The sequence below is a fragment of the Candidatus Kinetoplastibacterium oncopeltii TCC290E genome, assembly GCF_000340865.1.
Lineage (GTDB): Bacteria > Pseudomonadota > Gammaproteobacteria > Burkholderiales > Burkholderiaceae_B > Kinetoplastidibacterium > Kinetoplastidibacterium stringomonadis.
In genome coordinates, this window is the sequence record NC_020299.1 from 671,111 (window position 1) to 693,578 (window position 22,468).

The 22,468-nt window shown below is 30.2% G+C and carries 18 protein-coding genes; 8 read left to right on the top strand and 10 right to left on the bottom strand.

Annotation, left to right across the window (positions count from 1 at the left end; all coding sequences use genetic code 11):
• Window positions 1–145 precede the first annotated feature (145 nt).
• On the top strand, window positions 146–820 hold the full coding sequence (locus CONE_RS03055; protein WP_015397274.1) for an alpha/beta hydrolase: 675 nt from the start codon (window positions 146–148) through the stop codon (window positions 818–820).
• Here the strand turns inward: CONE_RS03055 and CONE_RS03060 are convergent.
• Window positions 817–3,246 (bottom strand): GNAT family N-acetyltransferase, encoded by a 2,430-nt coding sequence (locus CONE_RS03060; RefSeq protein ID WP_015397275.1) that lies wholly within the window; start codon window positions 3,244–3,246, stop codon window positions 817–819. The two genes, CONE_RS03055 and CONE_RS03060, sit on opposite strands and share 4 nt — an antisense overlap.
• Window positions 3,247–3,379: 133 nt before the next feature.
• On the opposite strand from CONE_RS03060, the gene gltX reads away from it, so the two are divergent.
• From gltX to CONE_RS03075, 3 genes are all read left to right on the top strand, one after another.
• Window positions 3,380–4,786 (top strand): glutamate--tRNA ligase, encoded by a 1,407-nt coding sequence (gltX, locus tag CONE_RS03065; RefSeq protein WP_015397276.1) that lies wholly within the window; start codon window positions 3,380–3,382, stop codon window positions 4,784–4,786.
• 304 nt (window positions 4,787–5,090) lie between these two features.
• A complete protein-coding gene (locus CONE_RS03070) occupies window positions 5,091–7,955 on the top strand; it encodes a ribonucleoside-diphosphate reductase subunit alpha (protein WP_015397277.1) in 2,865 nt (954 codons plus the stop codon).
• A gap of 30 nt (window positions 7,956–7,985) precedes the next feature.
• Window positions 7,986–9,029: a ribonucleotide-diphosphate reductase subunit beta gene (locus tag CONE_RS03075; protein WP_015397278.1), complete on the top strand. Its 1,044-nt coding sequence runs from the start codon at window positions 7,986–7,988 to the stop codon at window positions 9,027–9,029.
• Between the two features lie 73 nt (window positions 9,030–9,102).
• Here the strand turns inward: CONE_RS03075 and CONE_RS03080 are convergent, their stop codons facing one another.
• From CONE_RS03080 to aroQ, 4 genes are all read right to left on the bottom strand, one after another.
• Window positions 9,103–10,023, bottom strand: a complete 921-nt coding sequence (locus CONE_RS03080; protein ID WP_015397279.1) for a 50S ribosomal protein L11 methyltransferase — start codon at window positions 10,021–10,023, stop codon at window positions 9,103–9,105.
• Window positions 10,024–10,068: 45 nt separating this feature from the next.
• Window positions 10,069–11,415 carry an acetyl-CoA carboxylase biotin carboxylase subunit gene (gene accC / locus CONE_RS03085; RefSeq protein WP_015397280.1) on the bottom strand — a complete coding sequence of 449 codons (1,347 nt, stop codon included), beginning with the start codon at window positions 11,413–11,415 and terminating at the stop codon, window positions 10,069–10,071.
• A 10-nt stretch (window positions 11,416–11,425) separates the two neighbouring features.
• Window positions 11,426–11,848 carry an acetyl-CoA carboxylase biotin carboxyl carrier protein gene (accB, locus tag CONE_RS03090; protein ID WP_015397281.1) on the bottom strand — a complete coding sequence of 141 codons (423 nt, stop codon included), beginning with the start codon at window positions 11,846–11,848 and terminating at the stop codon, window positions 11,426–11,428.
• A 96-nt stretch (window positions 11,849–11,944) separates the two neighbouring features.
• The gene (aroQ, locus tag CONE_RS03095) at window positions 11,945–12,379 is read right to left on the bottom strand and encodes a type II 3-dehydroquinate dehydratase (RefSeq protein ID WP_015397282.1); all 435 of its coding nucleotides are present in this window, start codon (window positions 12,377–12,379) and stop codon (window positions 11,945–11,947) included.
• 374 nt (window positions 12,380–12,753) lie between these two features.
• Here aroQ and CONE_RS03100 point away from each other — a divergent pair, with 374 nt between their 5' ends.
• The 3 genes from CONE_RS03100 to CONE_RS03110 all read left to right on the top strand — a co-directional run bounded on the left by CONE_RS03100 (window position 12,754) and on the right by CONE_RS03110 (window position 17,405).
• The gene (locus CONE_RS03100; RefSeq protein WP_051033139.1) at window positions 12,754–14,634 is read left to right on the top strand and encodes a ribonuclease catalytic domain-containing protein; all 1,881 of its coding nucleotides are present in this window, start codon (window positions 12,754–12,756) and stop codon (window positions 14,632–14,634) included.
• Between the two features lie 79 nt (window positions 14,635–14,713).
• Window positions 14,714–15,553: a shikimate dehydrogenase gene (aroE, locus tag CONE_RS03105; protein ID WP_015397284.1), complete on the top strand. Its 840-nt coding sequence runs from the start codon at window positions 14,714–14,716 to the stop codon at window positions 15,551–15,553.
• A 1,009-nt stretch (window positions 15,554–16,562) separates the two neighbouring features.
• Entirely contained in the window at window positions 16,563–17,405 is an 843-nt protein-coding gene (locus CONE_RS03110; RefSeq protein WP_015397285.1) for a symmetrical bis(5'-nucleosyl)-tetraphosphatase, read from the top strand.
• A 13-nt stretch (window positions 17,406–17,418) separates the two neighbouring features.
• Here CONE_RS03110 and ruvX read toward each other — a convergent pair whose 3' ends face one another.
• Complete coding sequence (gene ruvX / locus CONE_RS03115; RefSeq protein ID WP_015397286.1) at window positions 17,419–17,826, bottom strand: Holliday junction resolvase RuvX; 408 nt, start codon at window positions 17,824–17,826, stop codon at window positions 17,419–17,421.
• The gene (locus CONE_RS03120) at window positions 17,819–18,394 is read right to left on the bottom strand and encodes a YqgE/AlgH family protein (RefSeq protein ID WP_015397287.1); all 576 of its coding nucleotides are present in this window, start codon (window positions 18,392–18,394) and stop codon (window positions 17,819–17,821) included. Before CONE_RS03120 ends, ruvX begins: the two co-directional genes overlap by 8 nt.
• A gap of 518 nt (window positions 18,395–18,912) precedes the next feature.
• Between CONE_RS03120 and hemL the strand changes: the two genes are divergently transcribed.
• Window positions 18,913–20,196 (top strand): glutamate-1-semialdehyde 2,1-aminomutase, encoded by a 1,284-nt coding sequence (gene hemL, locus CONE_RS03125; protein WP_015397288.1) that lies wholly within the window; start codon window positions 18,913–18,915, stop codon window positions 20,194–20,196.
• Between the two features lie 132 nt (window positions 20,197–20,328).
• Here hemL and panC read toward each other — a convergent pair whose 3' ends face one another.
• Genes panC through CONE_RS03140 form a run of 3 tightly spaced genes read right to left on the bottom strand, consistent with a single transcriptional unit; the run spans window position 20,329 to window position 22,383 of the window.
• A complete protein-coding gene (gene panC / locus CONE_RS03130; protein WP_015397289.1) occupies window positions 20,329–21,192 on the bottom strand; it encodes a pantoate--beta-alanine ligase in 864 nt (287 codons plus the stop codon).
• Window positions 21,193–21,210: 18 nt separating this feature from the next.
• Window positions 21,211–21,399 carry a DUF3460 family protein gene (locus CONE_RS03135; RefSeq protein ID WP_015397290.1) on the bottom strand — a complete coding sequence of 63 codons (189 nt, stop codon included), beginning with the start codon at window positions 21,397–21,399 and terminating at the stop codon, window positions 21,211–21,213.
• A 36-nt stretch (window positions 21,400–21,435) separates the two neighbouring features.
• Window positions 21,436–22,383 carry a polyprenyl synthetase family protein gene (locus CONE_RS03140; protein WP_015397291.1) on the bottom strand — a complete coding sequence of 316 codons (948 nt, stop codon included), beginning with the start codon at window positions 22,381–22,383 and terminating at the stop codon, window positions 21,436–21,438.
• Window positions 22,384–22,468: the final 85 nt, after the last annotated feature.

A 22,468-nucleotide genomic window follows, 5' to 3' on the forward strand; every position in this document is an offset into this window, starting at 1 on the left:
CCTTTAATAAATATTATCTAAAACTTTTCATGTAAGTATTATAATATAAGTACTAATAAATATTGATCTTGTATTGCCTATTTTTGTTAAATAATAATTGTAGCTGACACTTTACTATATAATAACCATATAAACTAGATAACTTATGTTAATAAATAAAGAAAGAAATCTTGAGATAGATATTGGAACAAAACCTTCACATACAATAATATGGCTTCACGGTTTAGGGGCAAATGCACAAGATAGTATGGAGATTTTAAATAATTTAGACATTAATCATCTAAATATACGTTTTGTATGTCCTAATGCACCTGAAAGAAATGTATCATTAAACCACGGACTGAAAATGCAAGCATGGTATGATATAAAATCAAATATTTTTAATGGAAAAGATGATATTTCTGAGATAGAAGAATCGGCTTGTATTGTAAATGATTTGATAAACAAAGAAAAGTCAATAGGTATTAAAGCTAGTAATATTATCTTAGGTGGTTTTTCACAGGGTTGTGCATTAGCATTGTATGTTGGATTAAGCAGAATTGAAAAAATAAATGGTATAATTGCTCTATCAGGTTATTTGCCAATACAAAAACATCTTATTAGCAAATTAAATCATCATCAAGAATTAGATATTTTTGTTGGTCATGGCACAAATGATTCAGTGATAATGCCATCTCACTCAATAGAGTATGTAGAATTATTAAGAATGAATGGCTATAAAAATATAAAATCTAAGTATTATAATATTGAACACAGTATATGTGCTGATGAATTGAGAGATGTAAGCAATGCAATAAAAGAAATGACAATAAAGAATTAATATTTATTTAAGTTAAAATACACTCTGCATATTGATCTGTCTTCTGGATCAGCTTTGCTAATAAATCCAAGATTTTTTAGCAAAGCTAGCATCGGTCTGTTATTGCTTAAAACAAAACCATCTATATATTTAAAACCTCTTTTTTTTGCTGCATCTATCATGTAAATCATGAGTTTATTACCTAAACCTAGTCTTTGCCAATTGTCGCCGACAACTAAAGCATACTCAACACCTAAACCATCCTCATTACACAAACAATGCACAAAACCAATCATAACATCTTTATTATATTTACCATCAGATTCATTTATAATTGCTACTAAAGCTAACTCCCTTTGATAATCAATTTGAGTATAATGTGACAGCATCCTAGGAGTTAGTTCTCTCATTGCAGATATAAATCTCATATAGCGAGATCTATCAGACAATCCTCTAATAAAATCTTGTAGCATCTCTGCATCTTCTGGACGTATTGGTCTAACTAAACAGATAGTTTCGTCTTTCAAACAACATGTTTTCACCAAATCAGAAGGATATGGATGAATCGCCATATGCGGATAATCAATATTTACAAGATTGTTATTGCCATATTTAATAATTTCTACAGACGAATGATCGGAAACTATATCAGAATTTGTAATAAAAAATGGCCCTAGACATAAATAATATATATCTGGAAGAGCTATCAACATTTCAGAAATTTGTACTAATATTAATTGCAACCGCCGAAAATGATTATGGTTAATATCTGATTTATTGATAAATACATTACTTCTCTCTATAAGTTGTCCTGCTAGAAAATTATTTAGCGGTGGTATTTCCATATTCAAAGTGCTTGTATTATATTTATAGTTGTTCTTGATAATACTAACACCAAGTTGTATAACTGGACCAAATATATTATCTCTCCATACACGTATTTCAATAGGACCGCTTGATCCAGCCAAAAACTTTCCTTCTAAAGAAAATTTAATCTTCATGTCAAACGCATTAAACATTGTTTTTATTTCTTGTTGATTTAAAGTATGTCTACCATTTGAAATAATCAAACTGAATAGAGATCTTATATCATCAAGGTTTGGTAAAATATAAAAAGGAATCGATGGCTGCACCTGCAGAAGAAGTTGCTGATTGTAATAATGTTCTGCTAATACATTCATTGCATAAGCAGATGACTCGGGAGTTTGAAATATCGGTATTTTAGAACTACCAAATACTTCACCTAAAGATTTTATTCCAAAATCACCCATCAAACATGTAATTATTGGTTTTTTTACTTCCGATATAATTTTTGTCAATGCCTCAACTATAGATAACATATCTGAATAGTAATCAGGAGCTAATAACACAAGTATTCCATCTATATTATCATCAGACAAAAATAAATTTAATATTTTTATAACAATATCTTTATCTAAAAATCTATCTACTATAATAGAGCAACAATCAAATACTGATAGCTTATCAAATAATGGCTTTATAGAATTTATAGTATTTTCCGATAGATTGCTTTTTAAAAGCATAGAGGAGGCATAAATCTTGTCGAGAGCTAGTTTGAGAGGCCCAGTACCGTTTGATAATAGCGCAATTTTTCTACCATTTAATTTATTCGGATAAGCTAATACTTTAACTGCAGAAAACAGCTGTGAGAAATATCTCATCCTAACTGCACCCGTTCTTCGCATAACAACACTAAATACTATATCATCATAATCATGATGACCTGCTTTTACTACTATCACTGGCTTTATTCTGGCCAATGCCCTTAGTGCACTTATAAACTCTCTGACATCATCTATATTTTCTAAATATAGAACGATGCTATCAGTGTAATAGTCCCAAATTAAATAATCGATTACCTTTGATAAACTTAGTGATGTTTCTTTTCCGGTAAATAAAACCAATGAAAATCCTACGTTAGTTCCCGCCGCCCAATCTATAATCACCGAAACAATAGACCTAGATTGAGAAATCAATGCTACCCTACCAGATCTAACAGTAGGAAAATTAGGGCTTAGATTTAAAAAAGCACTTGGACGCTGTATCCCAAAAGAATCAGGACCCAATAGCTCACACTTACAATCAATAGCCCATTTTTTGCATAAATCTTTTATTTCTTTTGAACACAAAACTGATGCATCATGATTTAATATAATTGCAGCTTTTGGATTAAACTGTCTTAAGAAATATAACGTTTCCTTCAAAATAATATTTGGAACACACACTATTATCAAATCTATGGAATCTACGATATTAATGTTGTATTTATCATAGTATTTTATAGACAGATCTCTATTTTGAAGGCAAGTAATACATATAAGATTTTTTTTTATATTGTCCGGTAGAGATATATTATTTATTTTTTTATCAGAACATAATAATAACGAAGATGGTTCTAACAAAGGAGAAAGGAAATGTCTTGACATTAATTTATAATACACCCTATTAAAAATAAGATAAAACAAATAAAAATATTTGCTGTTATTATAATGTTGTCTATGTATTATATTTTTATTTAATACAAATAAGTATTCAATTTTAACAATTTAATTTATTTATATGAATTCATACAATAATAATACAGTGCGTGTTCGTTTTGCCCCCTCTCCAACAGGTTTTCTTCATCTTGGAGGAGCTCGTACAGCATTGTTTTCTTGGGCCTTCGCTAAACACAATAACGGTATATTTTTACTACGAATAGAAGATACAGATATAAAAAGATCAACTAAAGAAGCCATAAAATCAATAATAGATGGTATGTCTTGGTTAGGAATAACCTCAGATGAAGAAATTATATATCAAACTCAAAGAATGGACCGATATAGAGAATTGCTAAAAAAAATGCTAAAAGCTGGTACTGCTTATTACTGCTATAGCTCAACAGAAGAAATAGAAAAAATGAGAGAGAAAGCAAGAAAAAACGGGGCAAAACCAAAATATGATGGAACATGGAGACCTGAACTTAATAAGACTCTACCTAATATTCCAGAAGATCGCAATCCAACAATACGTTTTAAAAATCCCTCAACTGGCATAGTATCGTGGAATGATCTAGTAAAAGGCCGAATCAGTTTTAAAAATGAAGAGCTTGACGATTTAGTAATAGCTCGTTCTGATGGAACACCTACATATAATTTTTGTGTTGCTATAGATGACCTAGATATGGGAATCTCTCATGTCTTGCGTGGTGATGATCATGTTAATAATACTCCAAGGCAAATTAATATACTAAAATCATTGAATGTAAAAATTCCTGAGTATGGACATTTACCTATGATATTAGGAACAGATGGAGAAAAATTGTCTAAAAGGCACGGAGCCATGAATATTATGGAATATAAGTTACAGGGCTACCTTCCTGAAGCAATGGTTAATTATTTAGCTCGCCTTGGATGGAGTCATAATAATGATGAAATATTTAGTACAGAGCAGTTAATAAAATGGTTTGATATCAAACATCTATCCAAATCTCCGTCGCAATGGGATCCTAAAAAACTTGATTGGATTAATTCTTATTATATAAAAAATAAAGATACTCACATCCTAGCAAGCATGATAATACCAATGATAGTAGAGCATAATTATGATCCGAATGAAAATGATCTTAATTCCATAATAGACCTTTTTAAAGAAAGATCTAATAGCCTAAATAAACTGGCTGAGAATACGATGATTTTTTATAAAGAAAATATAGAAATAACTGATGATTTAAAAAATAGATATATTGATGAGAAAACAATTCATCTCATAAGCAAATTTATTCACATGGCAAATAAAATAGAATGGAAAATGGAAGAAATAGATAGAATCATTAAAACGATAATTTCAGAAAATAATATAATAATGAAACAAATTGCTTTACCACTGAGAATATATTTAACAGGTGAAACTAATACTCCATCAATTAATAAAGTATTATTTTTACTAGGTAAAGATAAGGTGCTTAGCCGTCTAAGCAAAGCATAAGCTAATTACAAATATCTAGTATGCTGCAAAGCATAGTCACTCACAGATATGGCAATTCATTAAAGCATACAAGATTTTGTTTCAGTCAGATACCTTTTTCATGATCAGGTCAAGACAATTTTGAAAACAAATTTTTCTCTTGTATGTTAGATGATCAGTAACTAAAATTATCTTATTACCTTCTATACTTCAATCCTCTAGATCTGCTTGAAATGCTATCTTTTTATGCCAACAACGATGGGATATAGCAAATCCAGTGTGATTAAAGCACCTTAAAATTTAAGCCTTGGTTTAGGATTTATTCATGCAAAAAACAGTAATCTCTATAATTGATGACTCATCAGTTATAAGCAAAAAACAACAAAATGATATTGACAAGTGGTTAGATTATAAAGTGATTCGACGTGACGGATCTGTTGTTAATTTTATTCCTAATAAGATCAATATTGCAATAACAAAAGCGTTCATAGCAGTACGTAATGAACAGGGAATAATCTCTATTAGTACTAGAGAATTAATTGAGAAACTTACAAATCAAGTTATATATGCATTGATACGAAATAAACCAAATGGTGGATCATTCCATATAGAAGATATTCAAGACCATGTTGAATTATCGCTGATGAGAGCAGGACTTCAGGATGTTGCTAGGGCTTATATTTTATATAGAGAAAAAAGAAATCAAGAAAGAAATTTATCAAAAATATTAATAGATAAAAAGAATGAAAATGATGATGAAAGTTCCATTACAGTGAAAGAAAATAATCAAATAAACATACTTAAGATTTCATCTCTAAAATCAATTATAAAATCATCAGTTATTGGATTAGAGAACATAATAAGTGAAGAAGATATAGAAATAATCATAAAAGAAACTCTTAAAAATTTATATGATGGAATACAAATTAAAGAAGTATTTAAATCAATAATTCTTACAACAAGAGCAAAGATAGAAAAAGAACCATCTTATAACTATGTAACTGCTAGAATTCTACTGCATACAATAAGAAGAGAAGTACTAGGAAAAGAAATCTTTCATGAAGAAATGTATAAAAATTATGCAGAATATTTTCATAATTTTATTAAGCTTGGAGTAAAGGGAGGAGTTTTATCCCCAGACCTTGAGAATTATGATTTAGCTTTGTTGGGAAATGCAATTGATGCCGATAGAGATCTAAATTTTAAATATCTTGGTCTACAGACTCTGTATGACCGTTATTTTTTACATATGGACGGAAAACGAATAGAGCTTCCACAGGTATTTTTTATGAGAGTTGCTATGGGAATAGCAATTAAAGAACGAGATAAAAATCAAAAAGCAATAGAATTTTATAAAATTTTATCTTCTTTTGATTTTATGAGTTCTACTCCAACTTTATTTAATTCTGGAACAAAACATGCTCAGATGTCATCTTGTTATTTGACAACAGTTCCAGATAATCTGGAAGGAATATATGATTCTATCAAGGAAAATGCTTTATTAGCTAAGTATGCTGGTGGTCTTGGTAACGACTGGACTCCAGTAAGAGCATTAAGGAGCCATATAAAAGGAACCAATGGAGAAAGCCAAGGGGTAGTTCCATTTTTAAAAGTTGTAAATGATACTGCTATTGCTGTTAATCAGGGTGGGAAGCGCAAAGGAGCTGTATGTACTTATCTTGAAACATGGCATTTAGATATAGAAGAATTTTTGGAACTTAGGAAAAATACTGGTGATGAAAGAAGGCGTACTCACGATATGAATACATCTAATTGGATTCCAGATCTTTTCATGAAAAGAGTAATGGAAAATAAGGATTGGACTTTATTTTCACCTTCTGACTGCCCAGATTTGCACGAAAAATACGGAAAAGACTTTGAGCATGCTTATAATAAATATGAAACAAAAACTATAAATGGAGAAATTAAACTATTCAAAAAACTTCCTGCTGTGTCATTGTGGAGAAAAATGTTATCAATGTTATTTGAAACAGGTCATCCATGGATAACTTTTAAAGATACATGTAATATAAGATCACCTCAACAGCACATAGGAGTAATTCATAGTTCTAATTTGTGCACAGAAATAACATTAAATACAAGCGAGACTGAAATAGCAGTGTGTAATTTAGGTTCTATCAATCTAAATAATCACATGAAGATATCTGATAATAATTCATTTGAACTTGACATGGAGAAATTGCAAAAAACTACTACAATAGCAATGAGAATGTTAGATAACATTATTGATATAAATTACTATGCTGTATTGAAAGCGAAACAATCAAATAAAAAGCATAGGCCTGTTGGCCTAGGAATCATGGGATTTCAGGATTGTTTACATATGATGCGCTTGTCTTATGCTTCAAAAGAAGCAGTAGATTTTGCTGACAAATCTATGGAAGCGATATGCTACTATTCCTACCTGGCTTCTAGTAATTTAGCGAAAGAAAGAGGAAAGTATAGCTCATTTAAGGGTTCTTTATGGTCACATGGTATTCTTCCGCAAGATACGATAGAGTTATTAGAAAAAGAAAGATGTGGTTATGTTAAAATGGACAAGTCAAGTCAATTGGATTGGAAATATTTGAGAAGCCATATAGTAGAACATGGGATGCGTAACTCAAACTGTGTAGCAATAGCTCCAACAGCAACAATATCAAACATAATTGGAGTATCTGCAAGTATAGAACCTACATTCCAGAACCTATATGTCAAATCAAATCTATCTGGTGAGTTTACTATTATTAATGAATATCTAGTTAATGATTTAAAAAAACTAAATATTTGGGATGAAGTAATGGTCGCTGATATAAAATACTTCGATGGTAGTCTATCTCGTATAGACCGTATACCACAAGATATACGTGATTTATATAAAACTGCTTTCGAAATTCAGCCAGAATGGTTAGTAGAATGTGCTTCACGCCGTCAAAAATGGATAGATCAAGCACAATCATTAAATATATACATGGCAGGTGCGTCTGGAAAAAAACTAGATGAAACATATAAACTAGCTTGGATAAGCGGGCTAAAAACAACGTATTATCTACGAGCTATGGGGGCAACAAGTACAGAAAAATCAACAGGACAAGGTGGAGAATTAAATTCAGTTAGTATTAATGAAGAAATATCCAGAATATGTCAAATAAATAATAACTCTGATGAAGAGTGTGAAGTCTGTCAATAAAATTTATTGTTACATAACGGAATACATATTATGACAAACAACCTAAATCCAACTGCAAAAAGAGTAATAGCTTCTGAAAAGAGAATAATAAATGGAAAGACTGATGTTAATCAACTGGTACCGTTTAAATATAAATGGGCTTGGGAAAAATATTTAAGTTCATGCGCGAATCATTGGATGCCTCAAGAAGTTAACATGTCACGTGATATATCACTATGGAAAGATCCAAACGGATTAACTAATGACGAAAGATTAATAGTAAAAAGAAACCTGGGATTCTTTGTGACAGCTGATTCTTTAGCTGCTAATAACATAGTACTTGGAACCTATAGACATATCACTGCTCCTGAATGTCGTCAATTTTTATTAAGACAAGCTTTTGAAGAAGCTATTCATACTCACGCATATCAATACATAGTTGAAAGCTTAGACCTCGACGAATCTGAGATATTTAATGCTTATAATGAGATTGAATCAATAAGAGCAAAAGATGAGTTTTTAATTCCTTTTATAGATGCTATATCAGATAAAAAATTTCAAACCGGAACATTAGAAGCAGATCAAACACTATTAAAATCTATAATAGTATTTGCTTGCTTAATGGAAGGCTTATTTTTTTATGTAGGTTTTGTTCAGATACTGTCTTTAGGAAGACAAAATAAGATGACAGGTGCTGCAGAACAATATATGTATATATTAAGAGATGAATCTATGCACTGCAATTTTGGTATAGATCTTATTAATACAATAAAACTAGAAAATCCTCAACTATGGACACAAAAATTCCGAGAAGAAATAATTTCATTATTTTATAAAGCCGTTGATTTAGAATATGCTTACGCTGAAGATACAATGCCAAGAGGTGTGTTAGGACTTAATTCTTCCATGTTTAAATCTTATTTAAGATTCATAGCTAATAGAAGAGCTCAACAGATAGGATTGGATATACTATTTGAACAAGAAATTAACCCTTTTCCATGGATGTCAGAAATGGTAGATTTGAAAAAAGAACGTAATTTTTTTGAAACTCGTGTAATCGAATATCAAACTGGCGGCACTTTGACTTGGGAGTAATAAAAAATATTACTAAGAACAATGAAGATTAGAATATTCATCATTCAAATATCATGTAAATAATTTCTAATCTTCATTTAATAAAATTCTTCCCGTATAAACATACCCAACCATCTACTTCTTTCCAAACTTGAAGTTTAATATATGAAGAATAAGCTAGGATAACATCTTTTACCTGATTAGAAAGAATTCCAGATAAAACCAAATAGCCATTTTGCTGAACCATTGAAGATAATTTATTAGCCATCAATTGGAGCGGTTTAGATAGGATGTTAGCTATAACAATTTCATATGTATCTACAGGCATATCTTCCGGATTACAAACTATGAGATCAACATTATTTTTAATTGCATTGCTTTTTGCACAAGAAATAGCTTGATTATCTATGTCTACTGCCACGACCCTTCCAGCACCAAGTTTTAAAGATGTAATTGCTAAAATCCCAGAACCACAACCGTAATCGAGTACTGACTCACCATTTCTAATATTACTATCTAACCATGATAGACAAAGACTAGTAGTTGGGTGACTACCAGTTCCGAACGCTAAACCTGGATTTATTTCTATATAATAAATATTGCTTAATGTGTTATTAATATTAATGCTAGTTATATAATTTTGACTAGTGATTATACAAATACGTTCTGTTACAAAAATCGGATACTGTTCTGACTGAACTAATGAAACCCAATCTAATTCTTTCAAATCAACAATTGATACACAATCTATATTTTTATCGCTCATCCCTAAATAATCTAGAACAGAATCTAAAGTTTCTATAGGATTTACTTTTTCTTTAATTAAAATAGTTACCTTATTTCTACTCCAGTGAAATTTATCTGTTGAAAAACCAGGCTCTAAAAAAATAGGCTCTTCTGACAAGCTATCTGCATCAGCATCTTCAATAGAAACAGATAATGCATCAAAATGCATAAACGCATCAGATAAAAAATCAACATAAAAGGCATCACAGTAAAATGATAACTCTTTCAAATAATACTCCTCTAAATATTTACAATTTATCAATAACTAACAGAGTTATATTCTCTGTGATAATTTCTGCTCTAAATAATGAATACTAGTACCTCCCTCAATAAATCTTGAGTCCTGTAATAGCTCTCTATGCAAAGAAATATTTGTATCAATTCCATCCACTACCATCTCTGATAAAGCCACCTTCATTTTAGATAGGGCTTGATTCCTATCATCACCATATGTAATCAACTTTGCTATCATAGAATCGTAATATGGGGAAACAACATAGCCATCAAATACATGTGAATCGACTCTGACACCAGGTCCTCCAGCAGTATGCCAGCTAGTTATCTTTCCTGGACTAGGTAAAAAATTAAATGGATTCTCTGCATTTATTCTGCACTCAATAGCATGTCCTTTTATTTTTATATCTTTTTGTCTTAATGATAGTTTCTCTCCAGCAGCTATCTTTATTTGCTCCTGGATCAAATCAATACCAGTAACGAGTTCTGTAACAGTATGTTCTACTTGAATTCTAGTATTCATTTCAATAAAATAAAAATCGCCATCTTCGAATAAAAACTCAAATGTTCCTGCTCCTCTATATCCAATTTTTTTACAAGCATCGACACATCTATCACCTATACGTTCAATTAATTTTCTCTGAATCCCAATAGCTGGAGCTTCTTCAATTATTTTTTGATGACGTCGCTGCATAGAACAATCTCTCTCTCCCAACCATAATGCATGGCGATCTCCATCAGATAGAACTTGTATTTCGATATGTCTAGGATTTTCTAAAAATTTTTCTATGTAAACATTGGGATTATTGAAAGCTGCATCTGCCTCAGAGCGAGTCATTACAACTGCATTTAATAATGCAGCTTCGGTATAAACAACTCTCATACCTCTCCCGCCACCTCCACCAGCTGACTTTATAATTACTGGATATCCTATTTTTCTAGCTATATCCAATATGGTCTTTGGATCATCTGCTAGAACACCATCAGATCCTGGAACTACCGGTACTCCTGAAGCCATCATTATTCTTTTTGCACAAACCTTATCACCCATTTTACGTATAGTTTCAGGTTTAGGGCCTATAAAAATAAATCCACTTCGCTCCACTCTTTCTGCAAAATCGGCATTCTCTGACAAAAAACCATAACCAGGATGAATTGCTTCTGCATCAGTCACTTCAGCAGCAGAAATAATCGCAGGCATATTTAAGTAACTATCTTTTGATGGAGCGGGGCCAATACATACAGATTCATCTGCTAAACGCACATATTTTGCATCTTTATCCACATCCGAATGAACTACAACAGTTTTTATCCCCATCTCTCGACAAGCTCTTTGTATTCTCAATGCAATCTCGCCACGATTAGCTATCAGTATTTTTTCAAACATTTTTTCTTACTCAATCAATAATAAATAAATGTTGACCATATTCTACCGGTGCTCCGTTATCTACCAATATCTCTTTTATCACTCCAGACTTATCAGCTTCTACCTCATTCAATAACTTCATAGCTTCAATTATACAAAGCTGATCTCCTTCTTTAACAATTTGTCCAATATCTACAAAGGCAGGAGTACCAGGACTTGGTGAACGATAAAAAGTGCCGACCATCGGAGCTTTAACAATATAAGAATTATCCACAACCGTAGTATCTATTTTTTTTTCTGTGGTACTAACTAAATCTGCAGCTGAACTAGTCTTGTAATCAGAACTATAAGACTTTACTATACGAACTCTCTCATCACCTTCTGTTATTTCAAACTCAGTAATACCTGATTCAGCAACCAAATCTATTAATCTTTTAATTTTTTCAAAATCCATTTTTTTTCCAAGAGTAAAACCATAAGTACCGATAGTAAAGGTATGCCTTGAACTAATTTAGCGCCGTTTCTAGAGAAATTTATAAAATAAATAAAATTAGTAGTTTATAGCATATCTTAATGCTGCTTCATATCCATTAATTCCTAGACCAGATATAACACCGATAGCAATATCAGACAAATAAGAAAAATTTCTAAAAGATTCTCTTTTGTAAACATTGGATATATGTACTTCTATAAAAGGAATAGATACAGCAGATATTGCATCACGCAATGCTATACTAGTATGGGTATAAGCACCGGCATTTATAATTAGAAAATCATTTTTTTTTAAACGGGAATCGTGAATTATATCAACAAGGTGGCCTTCATGATTACTCTGCATTATTGAAATATCAACCACAGCTTCAGAGGCAATTTTTCTAAGGCTGCTATCTACCATAGACAATGATAAATTTCCATATATGGTTGGTTCTCTGACTCCTAGCAAATTTAAATTTGGACCATGTAAAACTAATATGTTTTTTGCCATTGAAATGCCACCATAGTATATAACAAATTATATTTAGCAAATTATTTTGATCTAGCGGAAGCACTACGGATTGTTTCAAATAACAATATCCTGTATTTTATATAACTAGAATAATTCTAGTAGAATTATAACCTATAATTCTACTCTATGTATTATTCTAAATTAAATCTAATAATATATTTCATAAAACATGTAAATTACAATAGCTCAAAAACATAAAATAATAAATCACATATTGCAATACACTAAACTATTTTTTTAAAAATGTTTGAAAATACAATTATGTAATATTTCATGAAAACAATATAAATTTATAGAGTATTCGCCTTATGAAAATATTAATAATATTTACTTATCAAAATACAGAATAAACCATGAATATGTATGTTTTCTATGATGAAGGTAACACCTTCAGAACAGGTAGTATAATCTCTGAAACTGATAATAACCTTCAGATAATTTCAGAATATGGCAAACACATAAAAATAAAACAATCTAATTGTTTATTTAAATTTGACATTCCTGAGCCACATACACTAATGAAAGAAGCTAAAAAAATATCAAAAGAAATAGATACAAAATTTCTATGGGAATGCTCACCTGATAACAATTTTAAGGCTATAGACTTAGCAACAGAATATTTTGGACATAATCCGACAAATATAGAATATGTTAGTATATTGATTTTATTACATAATTCACCTATATATTTCTATAAAAAAGGTACTGGACAATATGTATCAGCTACGTTTTCTGCGATATCATCAGCCTTAATAAATATAGAAAAGAAAAGATTAATAGAACAAGAACAAGAATATATAAAAAACCAACTTATAACTGGTATTCTGCCTAAAGTTATCCGTGAAAATGCAGAATTATTAATAACAAATCCAGACAAAAAATCTATTTATTGGAAAGCATTAAACGCAGCATGTACAGAATTAAAAAAATCACCAGAAGAATTACTTTTATCTTTAAAAACTTGGCCTAACACCTTAACCTTATTTAAGAAAAGATTTGTTTCAATAAACTTTCCAAATGGTTTAAATTTTCCTGAATTCGATAGTATCAAAATAATTAAAAATTTAGATTTGTCTGACAATGAAATCTACTCATTAGATGATAAAAATACTACAGAGATAGATGATGGTTTATCCGTAAAAGAGCTATCAGATGGGGCAATGGAGGTAGGAATATATATAGCAGCTCCAGGATTGGGCATAGAGCCTGGTAGTGCATATGATATTAGTGCAAGATTTAGAGCTTCTACTATATACATGCCAAGCGAGAAAATACAGATGCAACCAGATGAGATAATAGAAAAATTTTCTCTTGATAAAGGTAAAGAAGTCCCCGCTTTGTCTTTATATGTAACTTTTGATAAAAATTGCATTATTACTGAATCTCGCTCTCGCATAGAGCTCGTAAAAGTAAAAGATAATCTGCGAATTAACCATTTAGAAGAAGAATATACAGAATCCAATCTAGAGGATCTTGAGAAAGACATAACATGCTCACACTGGATAAGACCATTATGGAAAATTGCACAAAAACTAAATTATGCAAGACAAATCAACAGAGGATTTCCAGAAAATAATTCTTATATAGATTTCTCTTTTTATCTCGATGGCAACACTAATGACCCTAATACAATAGTACATATAGAGAAAAGAAAAAGAGACTGCCCTATAAATTTAGTAGTATCAGAATTTATGATCCTTGCAAACAATTTATGGGGAGGATTGATGAAAAAATATAATGTGCCTGGAATATATAGATCTCAACAACCGATGAGCAGAGTGAGGGTTGGGACTATACCATTACCTCATTCTGGGATAGGTGTCCCGCAGTATATATGGAGCACTTCTCCACTAAGGAGATATATTGATCTTGTTAATCAATGGCAATTAATTTCTATAATTGAAAATGAAATAGCAGCACCTTTATTCTCTCCATTCAGAAGTGGATGCAATGATCTTATAGGTATAATACAAGAATTTGATATTAGATACTCAGCCATATCAAATTTTCAAAATGAAATAGAGAATTACTGGTCTATAAAATGGCTGACACAAAATGGAATCAAGAAAACTACTGCATATGTAATTAAAGATAACCTGATAAAATTAATTGAAGTCCCTCTGTTAGTCAATATAATTGATATGCCTAAAATTCCAAAAGGCTCAGTCGTAGAAGTAGAAATAATAGGTATTGATGAGTTGAATTGCAAGTTAACTTGCAATTACATACAGTGATTTGCGCCATATAGCTAATTATATTAAATGATATAATCAAGTTTTAGATTAAAATTTGATCTTTATAGGAATTATTTGAATGCAAAAATATGCAGTAATTGGAAACCCTGTTGCACATAGTCGTTCTCCTGATATACATATGATGTTTGCAAAACAGGTAGGAATTTCAATATCTTATGAAAAAATCTTTTCATCAGAAGAATGCTTTGAAGAAATAGTGAAGAAATTCTTTGAAAAAGGTGGATCTGGATTAAATATTACAGTTCCCTTTAAGAGAAAAGCATTTTCTATAATAGATGACAATTGTATATCAGAAAGAGCTAAGATAGCTAAAGCTATTAATACGATTTGGTTAAAAAATGGGGTCCTGCATGGATGTAATACTGACGGAGTAGGATTATTAAGAGATCTAGACAGACTAAATTTTAATTTTGAAAATGCCAAGATATTAATAGTAGGAGCAGGAGGAGCTGCTAGAGGAGCTGTTCAAACTATAATAAATACACCTTGTGCTGAAATAAATGTTACAAATAGGACAGTTGTTAATGCAAAAAATCTAGTAGAGGAATGTAAAAATAAAAGTAAAAAAATAATTAATCACGTGTTGCTTTCAGAAGCCAATAAAAATGGGCCTTGGAATCTTGTTATAAATACTACAACAAGTAGCTTGTCTAATGTAGCACCAGATTTACCTGAAAATTTATATTATAAAAGTAACTCTCTTGCATATGACATGATGTACAGTAAAACTGAGACTCCTTTTATGCGTCAAGCCAGATTAGATGGAGCTACAAAGTGTTCAGATGGATTAGGTATGCTAGTTGAACAAGCGGCCGAAAGTTTTTTTATTTGGCTTAAAATAAAACCAAAAACAGCAACTATATTAGAATCTATAAGAGAATTGATGTCTAGTAAATAATCAATTTATAAGTAAAATATAATCATTATAAATAATTTAAATATCGCTAAATTAGATGTTTAATATTACTTTATATTTGGCTAAAACAATACTCGTAGATAAATTATTATCGCTACTAAACTTATTGAATATTTTTTCTTTAATTGAAAATATATATAATATTGATTGATATATTATTATATTCTGCTTTCATAATTTGATTACACATGGACTTTTAGATGATTTAATAGATATTAACAACTTAGTATAAAGTACAGTATATATAAATTTGTCGTCAAAAAATAATTAGTATTTTTCTATATTCTTATCAGATTATTTAGTACCAACTTCTGAAATTCAGAATTTTAAAATTAAAGACATTAATAGAAAAATAACGCACAAGCAATCTAATAATTAATACATTATCAATAACTTAAGGAATACTAGCAAAATAACAATTCATACAGTAAATATGATAAATAATGTAAGTAAAAATAAAAAAATAGCTAAAATATTTTGCTAATTATGGTCAATTTATAAAAAAATATGTGATTCTAAAAAATGTAACTATAAAAACTATAAGTAATTCTATTATTAAAAATTTATCAAGCAACAAACAAGATAAATATATAAATACAAGCTTTTTTAAAAATGTATCTGTGAAACACAAATAGATAAAAATTTTTTACTTATAAATAGCAATGGATTAAATGCCATTGCTTGATTTGCATGATTATAAAAAAATATTATTTCCAATACACAGGATATAGCGTTATACAATAAATTAGTATATCTGCTATTATTTACTCATGAAATTCATAGATGCAAATAGCATAGAGACTAAATAAATTAAAAATAAGATTAGAAGATTTGTAACGTTAATTATTAGTGCTTTCATATATTTAATAATTTCATTATTAAATATAGTTAGCTTTTTCTATAATTGAATAGAAATAGTAATAACTTTGATTCCCAGTATGTTTATCCTTACCCTATCCATTTGTAAAATTATAAAAAGGGGAAATATTTAATGATAAAAAAACATGATAAAATTAACAAAAAAGAGATTTGGGCAATTGGAGATGTGCAAGGTTGTTACGATCAGTTACGAACATTACTATCACATAAAGTATTCTCATCAGGTGAAAATATAGAATTATGGTTTGCTGGAGATATGATAAATCGTGGTCCAAAATCATTAGATACGATCAAATATTTAATGAGTTTAAACGAAAGAAATGTTTGCGTACTTGGAAACCATGATCTGCATTTGCTAGCTACGTTTGCTGGATTCAGAAAATCATCGAGTTCAGACACACTGGAAGAAATATTAAACTCAGCTGATGTTATAGACATTGTAAACTGGATAAGATTTCGTCCACTTGCTCATTTTGAACAAAATAATCTAATGGTGCATGCAGGAGTAATGGCTCAGTGGGACATAAAAAAAACATTATCTTTAGCATCTGAAGTACAAGACTTGCTGCGCGACAAAAACTGGCAGCATAATATTAAGAAAATTTTTGGTAATACATCATTAATTTGGGATGATGAGTTAAAAGGAAATAAAAGATTTAGAACAATTACAAATGCATTAACTAGAATACGTTTATGCAGAATAACAGGAAATATGGTTTTTTCTATCAAAGATCCTGATGCTAAAGAAAAAGATACAAATCTAGTTCCTTGGTTTGAAATGCCAGATAGGAAGACAAAAGATATCACAATAATTTTTGGACATTGGTCAGCCTTAGGTTTATTTATTCAAAAAAACTTAATTTGTTTAGATACTGGATGTGTATGGGGAAGAAGTTTAACAGCAATTAGGTTAAATGATCGTAAGATAATAAGTGTCCCTTTTAACATAAAATAATAAATTAATGATATCAGTAATAATTCCTAAAACTTCTTAAATAATCTTGCAGTATGATAGCAGCAGCTACCGCATCCTCTAGGTTATCATTCTTTGGCGTTAAATTTTGTGCATCAATACTAGAATATCTTTCATCTACAAAATTTACCTTCATATTGAATCTGCCATTTATTTGATTAGCAAAACGTCTACATCTGTATGTCATTTCTTGATCAGATCCGTCTTTGTTTAAAGGGAGTCCTATAATAACACGATCGACACCCCAATCTTTCAATAAGAAGCCTATTCTATCAAAACGAACAGAGTTTTTTTCTGATTTAATGATCTCTAGAGGACGAGACTCTAAGGTCAATGTATTGCCTAATGCTACTCCTATTTTTTTTATACCAAAATCGAAAGATAATAGAATTTCCTCAATCATAGCATGCATAGTCCACAAGGCTTGTCTGTTCTTTTATACCTAATAAACCTAAAGCAGCTCTATATCTATCTTTTGGAGGAAGATCAAAAATTATACTAGAATCAGCCCGTACACTTATCCAATCATTATTATATATCTCATCTTCAAGCTGCCCTGCTCCCCAACCAGAATATCCTAAAGAAATCAATAAACGATTTGGTCCTTTACCATCAGCTACATCGTGCAATATATCCTTAGATGTAGTCAATGCTAGCTCTCCTAATTTTATAGTAGAACTATAATTGCTATTATATGAATGTAAAATAAAACCACAATCTGATTGCACCACCCCTCCAAAGAATACAATCTTATCCCTTATTGTTGATATTTCTAAACTTAGGTTAATTTTTTCAAATAAATTTCCTAACGTGAATTCGGTAGGTTTATTAATAACCAGTCCCAAAGCTCCTTTTGTATTATGTTCACAAATATAAATCACAGATCCAGATAATCTATTATCTAAATCATATGATGTAGATATTAAAAAATGATTTACCAAATTAATTGAAGTGCCCTTTTCCTTAATCATATAATCCCTACAATTAAATATATAAAAACCTTTTATTATATGTATAAATTAAAAATTATCATAAAGCAAACTATACAAAATAAACATACAATTAGAAGTTTCTTTTAACATTGTGACCTAAATTTATATTCAAAGATATTTGAACAAATTATATTAATATTATGCTTATGTCTTATTTTATATAATGTGAGCATACATATAAAATAAAATTATTAGGACTCTGATATCTAAAAATGAAAAATGCTTAAAATTATTTTGGATAATATCATGTTCGGTAATTTTTTAATATATAAGATTTAGAAAGCAAATGGATAATATAAGGACTATATAAAGAACTTATCTCAAATAAAATAAAGCAATTTGCATTATAAAAATTAATAAGCTTATAATGTATCAATTGTCGTTTTCTATAAAAATAAAAAATGACATAATCAGCTCTTTGTAATGTCACTATTGAGATTTATTAATATATCCTTACAAAGTTGTTACTTCATAGTTTCACAGCAAAAATTAACACCATGATTTCTAATAAAGATCTTTTCAAACGAGCACAACAATGTATACCTGGTGGAGTTAACTCTCCTGTTAGAGCATTCCTATCTGTTGGAGGGTGTCCTCGTTTCATTAAAAAAGCACATGGTCCCTATATTTGGGATATTGAGGAAAACCAATATATTGATTACGTCGGATCATGGGGTCCAGCCATTTTAGGACACTCAAACCCAGAAGTTATAAATTCTGTTATAGAAGCAGTTAAAAACGGATTATCATTTGGAGCTCCTACTGAAGGAGAAACTGAGCTAGCAGAAATTATAATATCAAGAATACCTTCTATAGAACAAGTACGTTTAGTTAGCTCAGGAACCGAAGCTACCATGACAGCAATACGTCTAGCTAGAGGATTTACTAATAAGACAAAGATAATCAAATTTGAAGGCTGTTATCATGGTCATTCTGATAGCTTGCTAGTAAAAGCTGGATCAGGACTTCTAACTTTAGGTCAACCGACATCTTCTGGAGTGCCTAATAGCTTTATAAAAGATACTATAGTGCTAGAATTTAATAATATAGAATCAATCGAGAAAGCATTTGAGCAACACGGTAAAGATATTGCTTGTATTATAGTTGAACCAGTTGCAGGCAATATGAATCTAGTAAAACCAAAAGAAGGATTTTTAAAATTTCTAAGAGACATTTGCAGTCAAAACGACTCTTTACTAATATTTGATGAGGTCATGACTGGATTTAGAGTAGGGCCATCATGTGCTCAAGGCTTATTTGGTATATCTCCAGACATAACTACACTAGCTAAGATAATTGGTGGTGGATTGCCTGTTGGAGCAATAGGAGCTAAAAAAAATATAATGGAGTATTTAGCTCCACAAGGTGGTGTGTATCAAGCAGGAACACTCTCAGGAAACCCAGTTGCAGTTGCAGCAGGCATCGCAACACTAAAACAACTAGAGAAACCAGGTTTTTATGATACTTTGTCTAAAAATGCAAATTTATTGTCGTCAGAACTACAAAATGTAGGAAGAAAATCTGGGTTTAAATTCTCTGCTGATTATATAGGAGGCATGTTAGGTATATATTTCAGTGATACAGTACCAACATCTTTCTTAGAATCGTCGAATTGTGATTCTGAATTATTCAAATATTTTTTCCACGAAATGCTTAATGAAGGTGTATATATAGCACCATCTTCTTTTGAAGCTTGTTTTTTATCATCTACACATGATGAAAACATCATTCAAAAAACTATAGATATAGCAGAAAAAGTATTCAATAAATTAAAAAAATAGACTGATAATTTAATAAAAATTTGTATTTTGTAATTTAAAATATGAGCATTTGATTTTTAAAAATTAAAGGTCAAGCGCGTTGTTTTATAAATTAAAAATAACTCGCTTGACTTATATGCCTATTTCAGAATTCTAGATTTCCAAATTATCTATTAATCTAACACCTCCAATATAGGCTGCTCCCAATACAACTAATGGTACTCTCCTTGGAAAGGATAAATCATCTTCTCTAGGAATAGAAAGATCTGATTGCTTACGTACAGTAATATAATTAACAAACCATTTATGTTTTTCTAATTTTTTAATAGCATCATACTCCAAAAGCAAAAGATCTTTAATTGAAAGATGATTATTTTTTAAGATCATATGTTTTATATGATTTAGAACAACGTATAGCGTAGAAGCTAGTAATATTTGATCATTATCTAAATATTTATTTCTAGAAGATAATGCAAGACCTTTTTTATTTCTGACTATTTCATGACCTATAACATTAGTTTGCAACAAAAATTGCTTACACATATTCTTAACTACTATAAATTGCTGATAATCTTTTTTCCCTAAAACTACGGTTGATGGTCTTATAAGGGAAAATAATTTCATCAACACTGTGCAAACACCTACAAAAAAACCTTTTCTTGTCTCGCCCTCGAGAATGTTACCTAATTCTTCTGGAGGATTTACACAAAAATTTTGCAACTCTGGATAAATTTCTTTTTCACAAGGAATAAATAATAGATCAGTTTTAGCTTGGTTAACTAAAATACTAATATCTTCATCTATGGAACGTGGATATTTATCGAAATCCTCGTTTGGGCCAAACTGTAATCTGTTAACAAAAATGCTTACTACAACAAAATTTTTTGTTTCTTTAGCAAGATTCACTAATTCTAAATGACCATTGTGTAAACTTCCCATTGTAGGAACGAAAGATATTTTAGTATTTACGCTGTCTAAAAACTTACACAAATCAGAGATTGAATATACTATCTTCATAACTGGACAATGAAATTATTAATCTGTTTGATAAACATATGATTTTTGAGAAACCCTAGATAAATCAAATTCTTTCAGTAAGTCTGTTTCGAGTTTTCGATCCCATAATATATTTCTTCCATCAACCTGCTGCTTCCTTAATAATGGATTATTCTTGTTATATTCTCTTATAAAAAAAGTAATATCAGATTCATAACTTTTAGACATCTTAATATCCCATATTGATAATTATTTAATTTACACCTAAGAAATTCTATTTAAAAACAAAAATGGTAATTCTATTAAAATTTCTTTATATTTAGAACAAGGATAATTTAATACAGATTTCTGAGCCTCTTTCGCTTCATTTTCAGCTACTTTAGTAGTATATGCTAAAGCATCTGTATCTTTAACAATATTTATTACATCTTCAAGATCGGCATTGCCACTAATTATAGCATTACGTAAAACAACACGTTGTTTTTTAGAACAAACTTTCATAGCTCTTATTAATGGTAATGTTGGCTTTCCTTCTTTTAAATCATCACCTATATTTTTACCCAAAATGGCTGAATCACCAGAATAATCTAAGATATCATCAATTAATTGAAAAGATGTACCTATATGTCTACCATAAGCAGAAGCATTATTTTCCTGATCTAAATTGGCACCAGCAATAATTGCTCCAACATGTGCTGATGCCTCAAACAACTTAGCTGTTTTGAATCTCACTACTCGCATATAACTATCTAGAGATACATCAGGATCTTTAATGTTCATCAACTGTAAAACTTCTCCTTCAGCTATTATAGTAGTAGTTTTTGATAAAATTTCCATAATACGTAGAGAATCAGTAGACACCATCATTTCAAATGATTTAGAGTACAAGTAATCTCCTACTAAAACACTAGCTGCATTTCCAAATATTGAATTTGCTGAATTTAATCCACGACGTAACTCTGACTCGTCTACTACATCATCATGCAAAAGAGTAGCAGTGTGAATAAACTCTATTATTGCTGCTAACAAATGATGTTTGCTCCCTTCATAACCTAGCGATAATGCTATGATTATGACCATAGATGGTCTTATGCGTTTGCCTCCAGAATTAACTATATACTCACCTATGGTGCGCACCAAAGCCACCTCAGAGTTCAACTGATCGCATATGATTTTGTCAACCTCTTTTAAATCATCGCTAATTGATTCCATAAAAATAACTTTATCCAAAATTTACCAGAACAGTAAGACAAAAAATTTTATTACTTAGAGATAGATTTTATACTAATGATTGCTT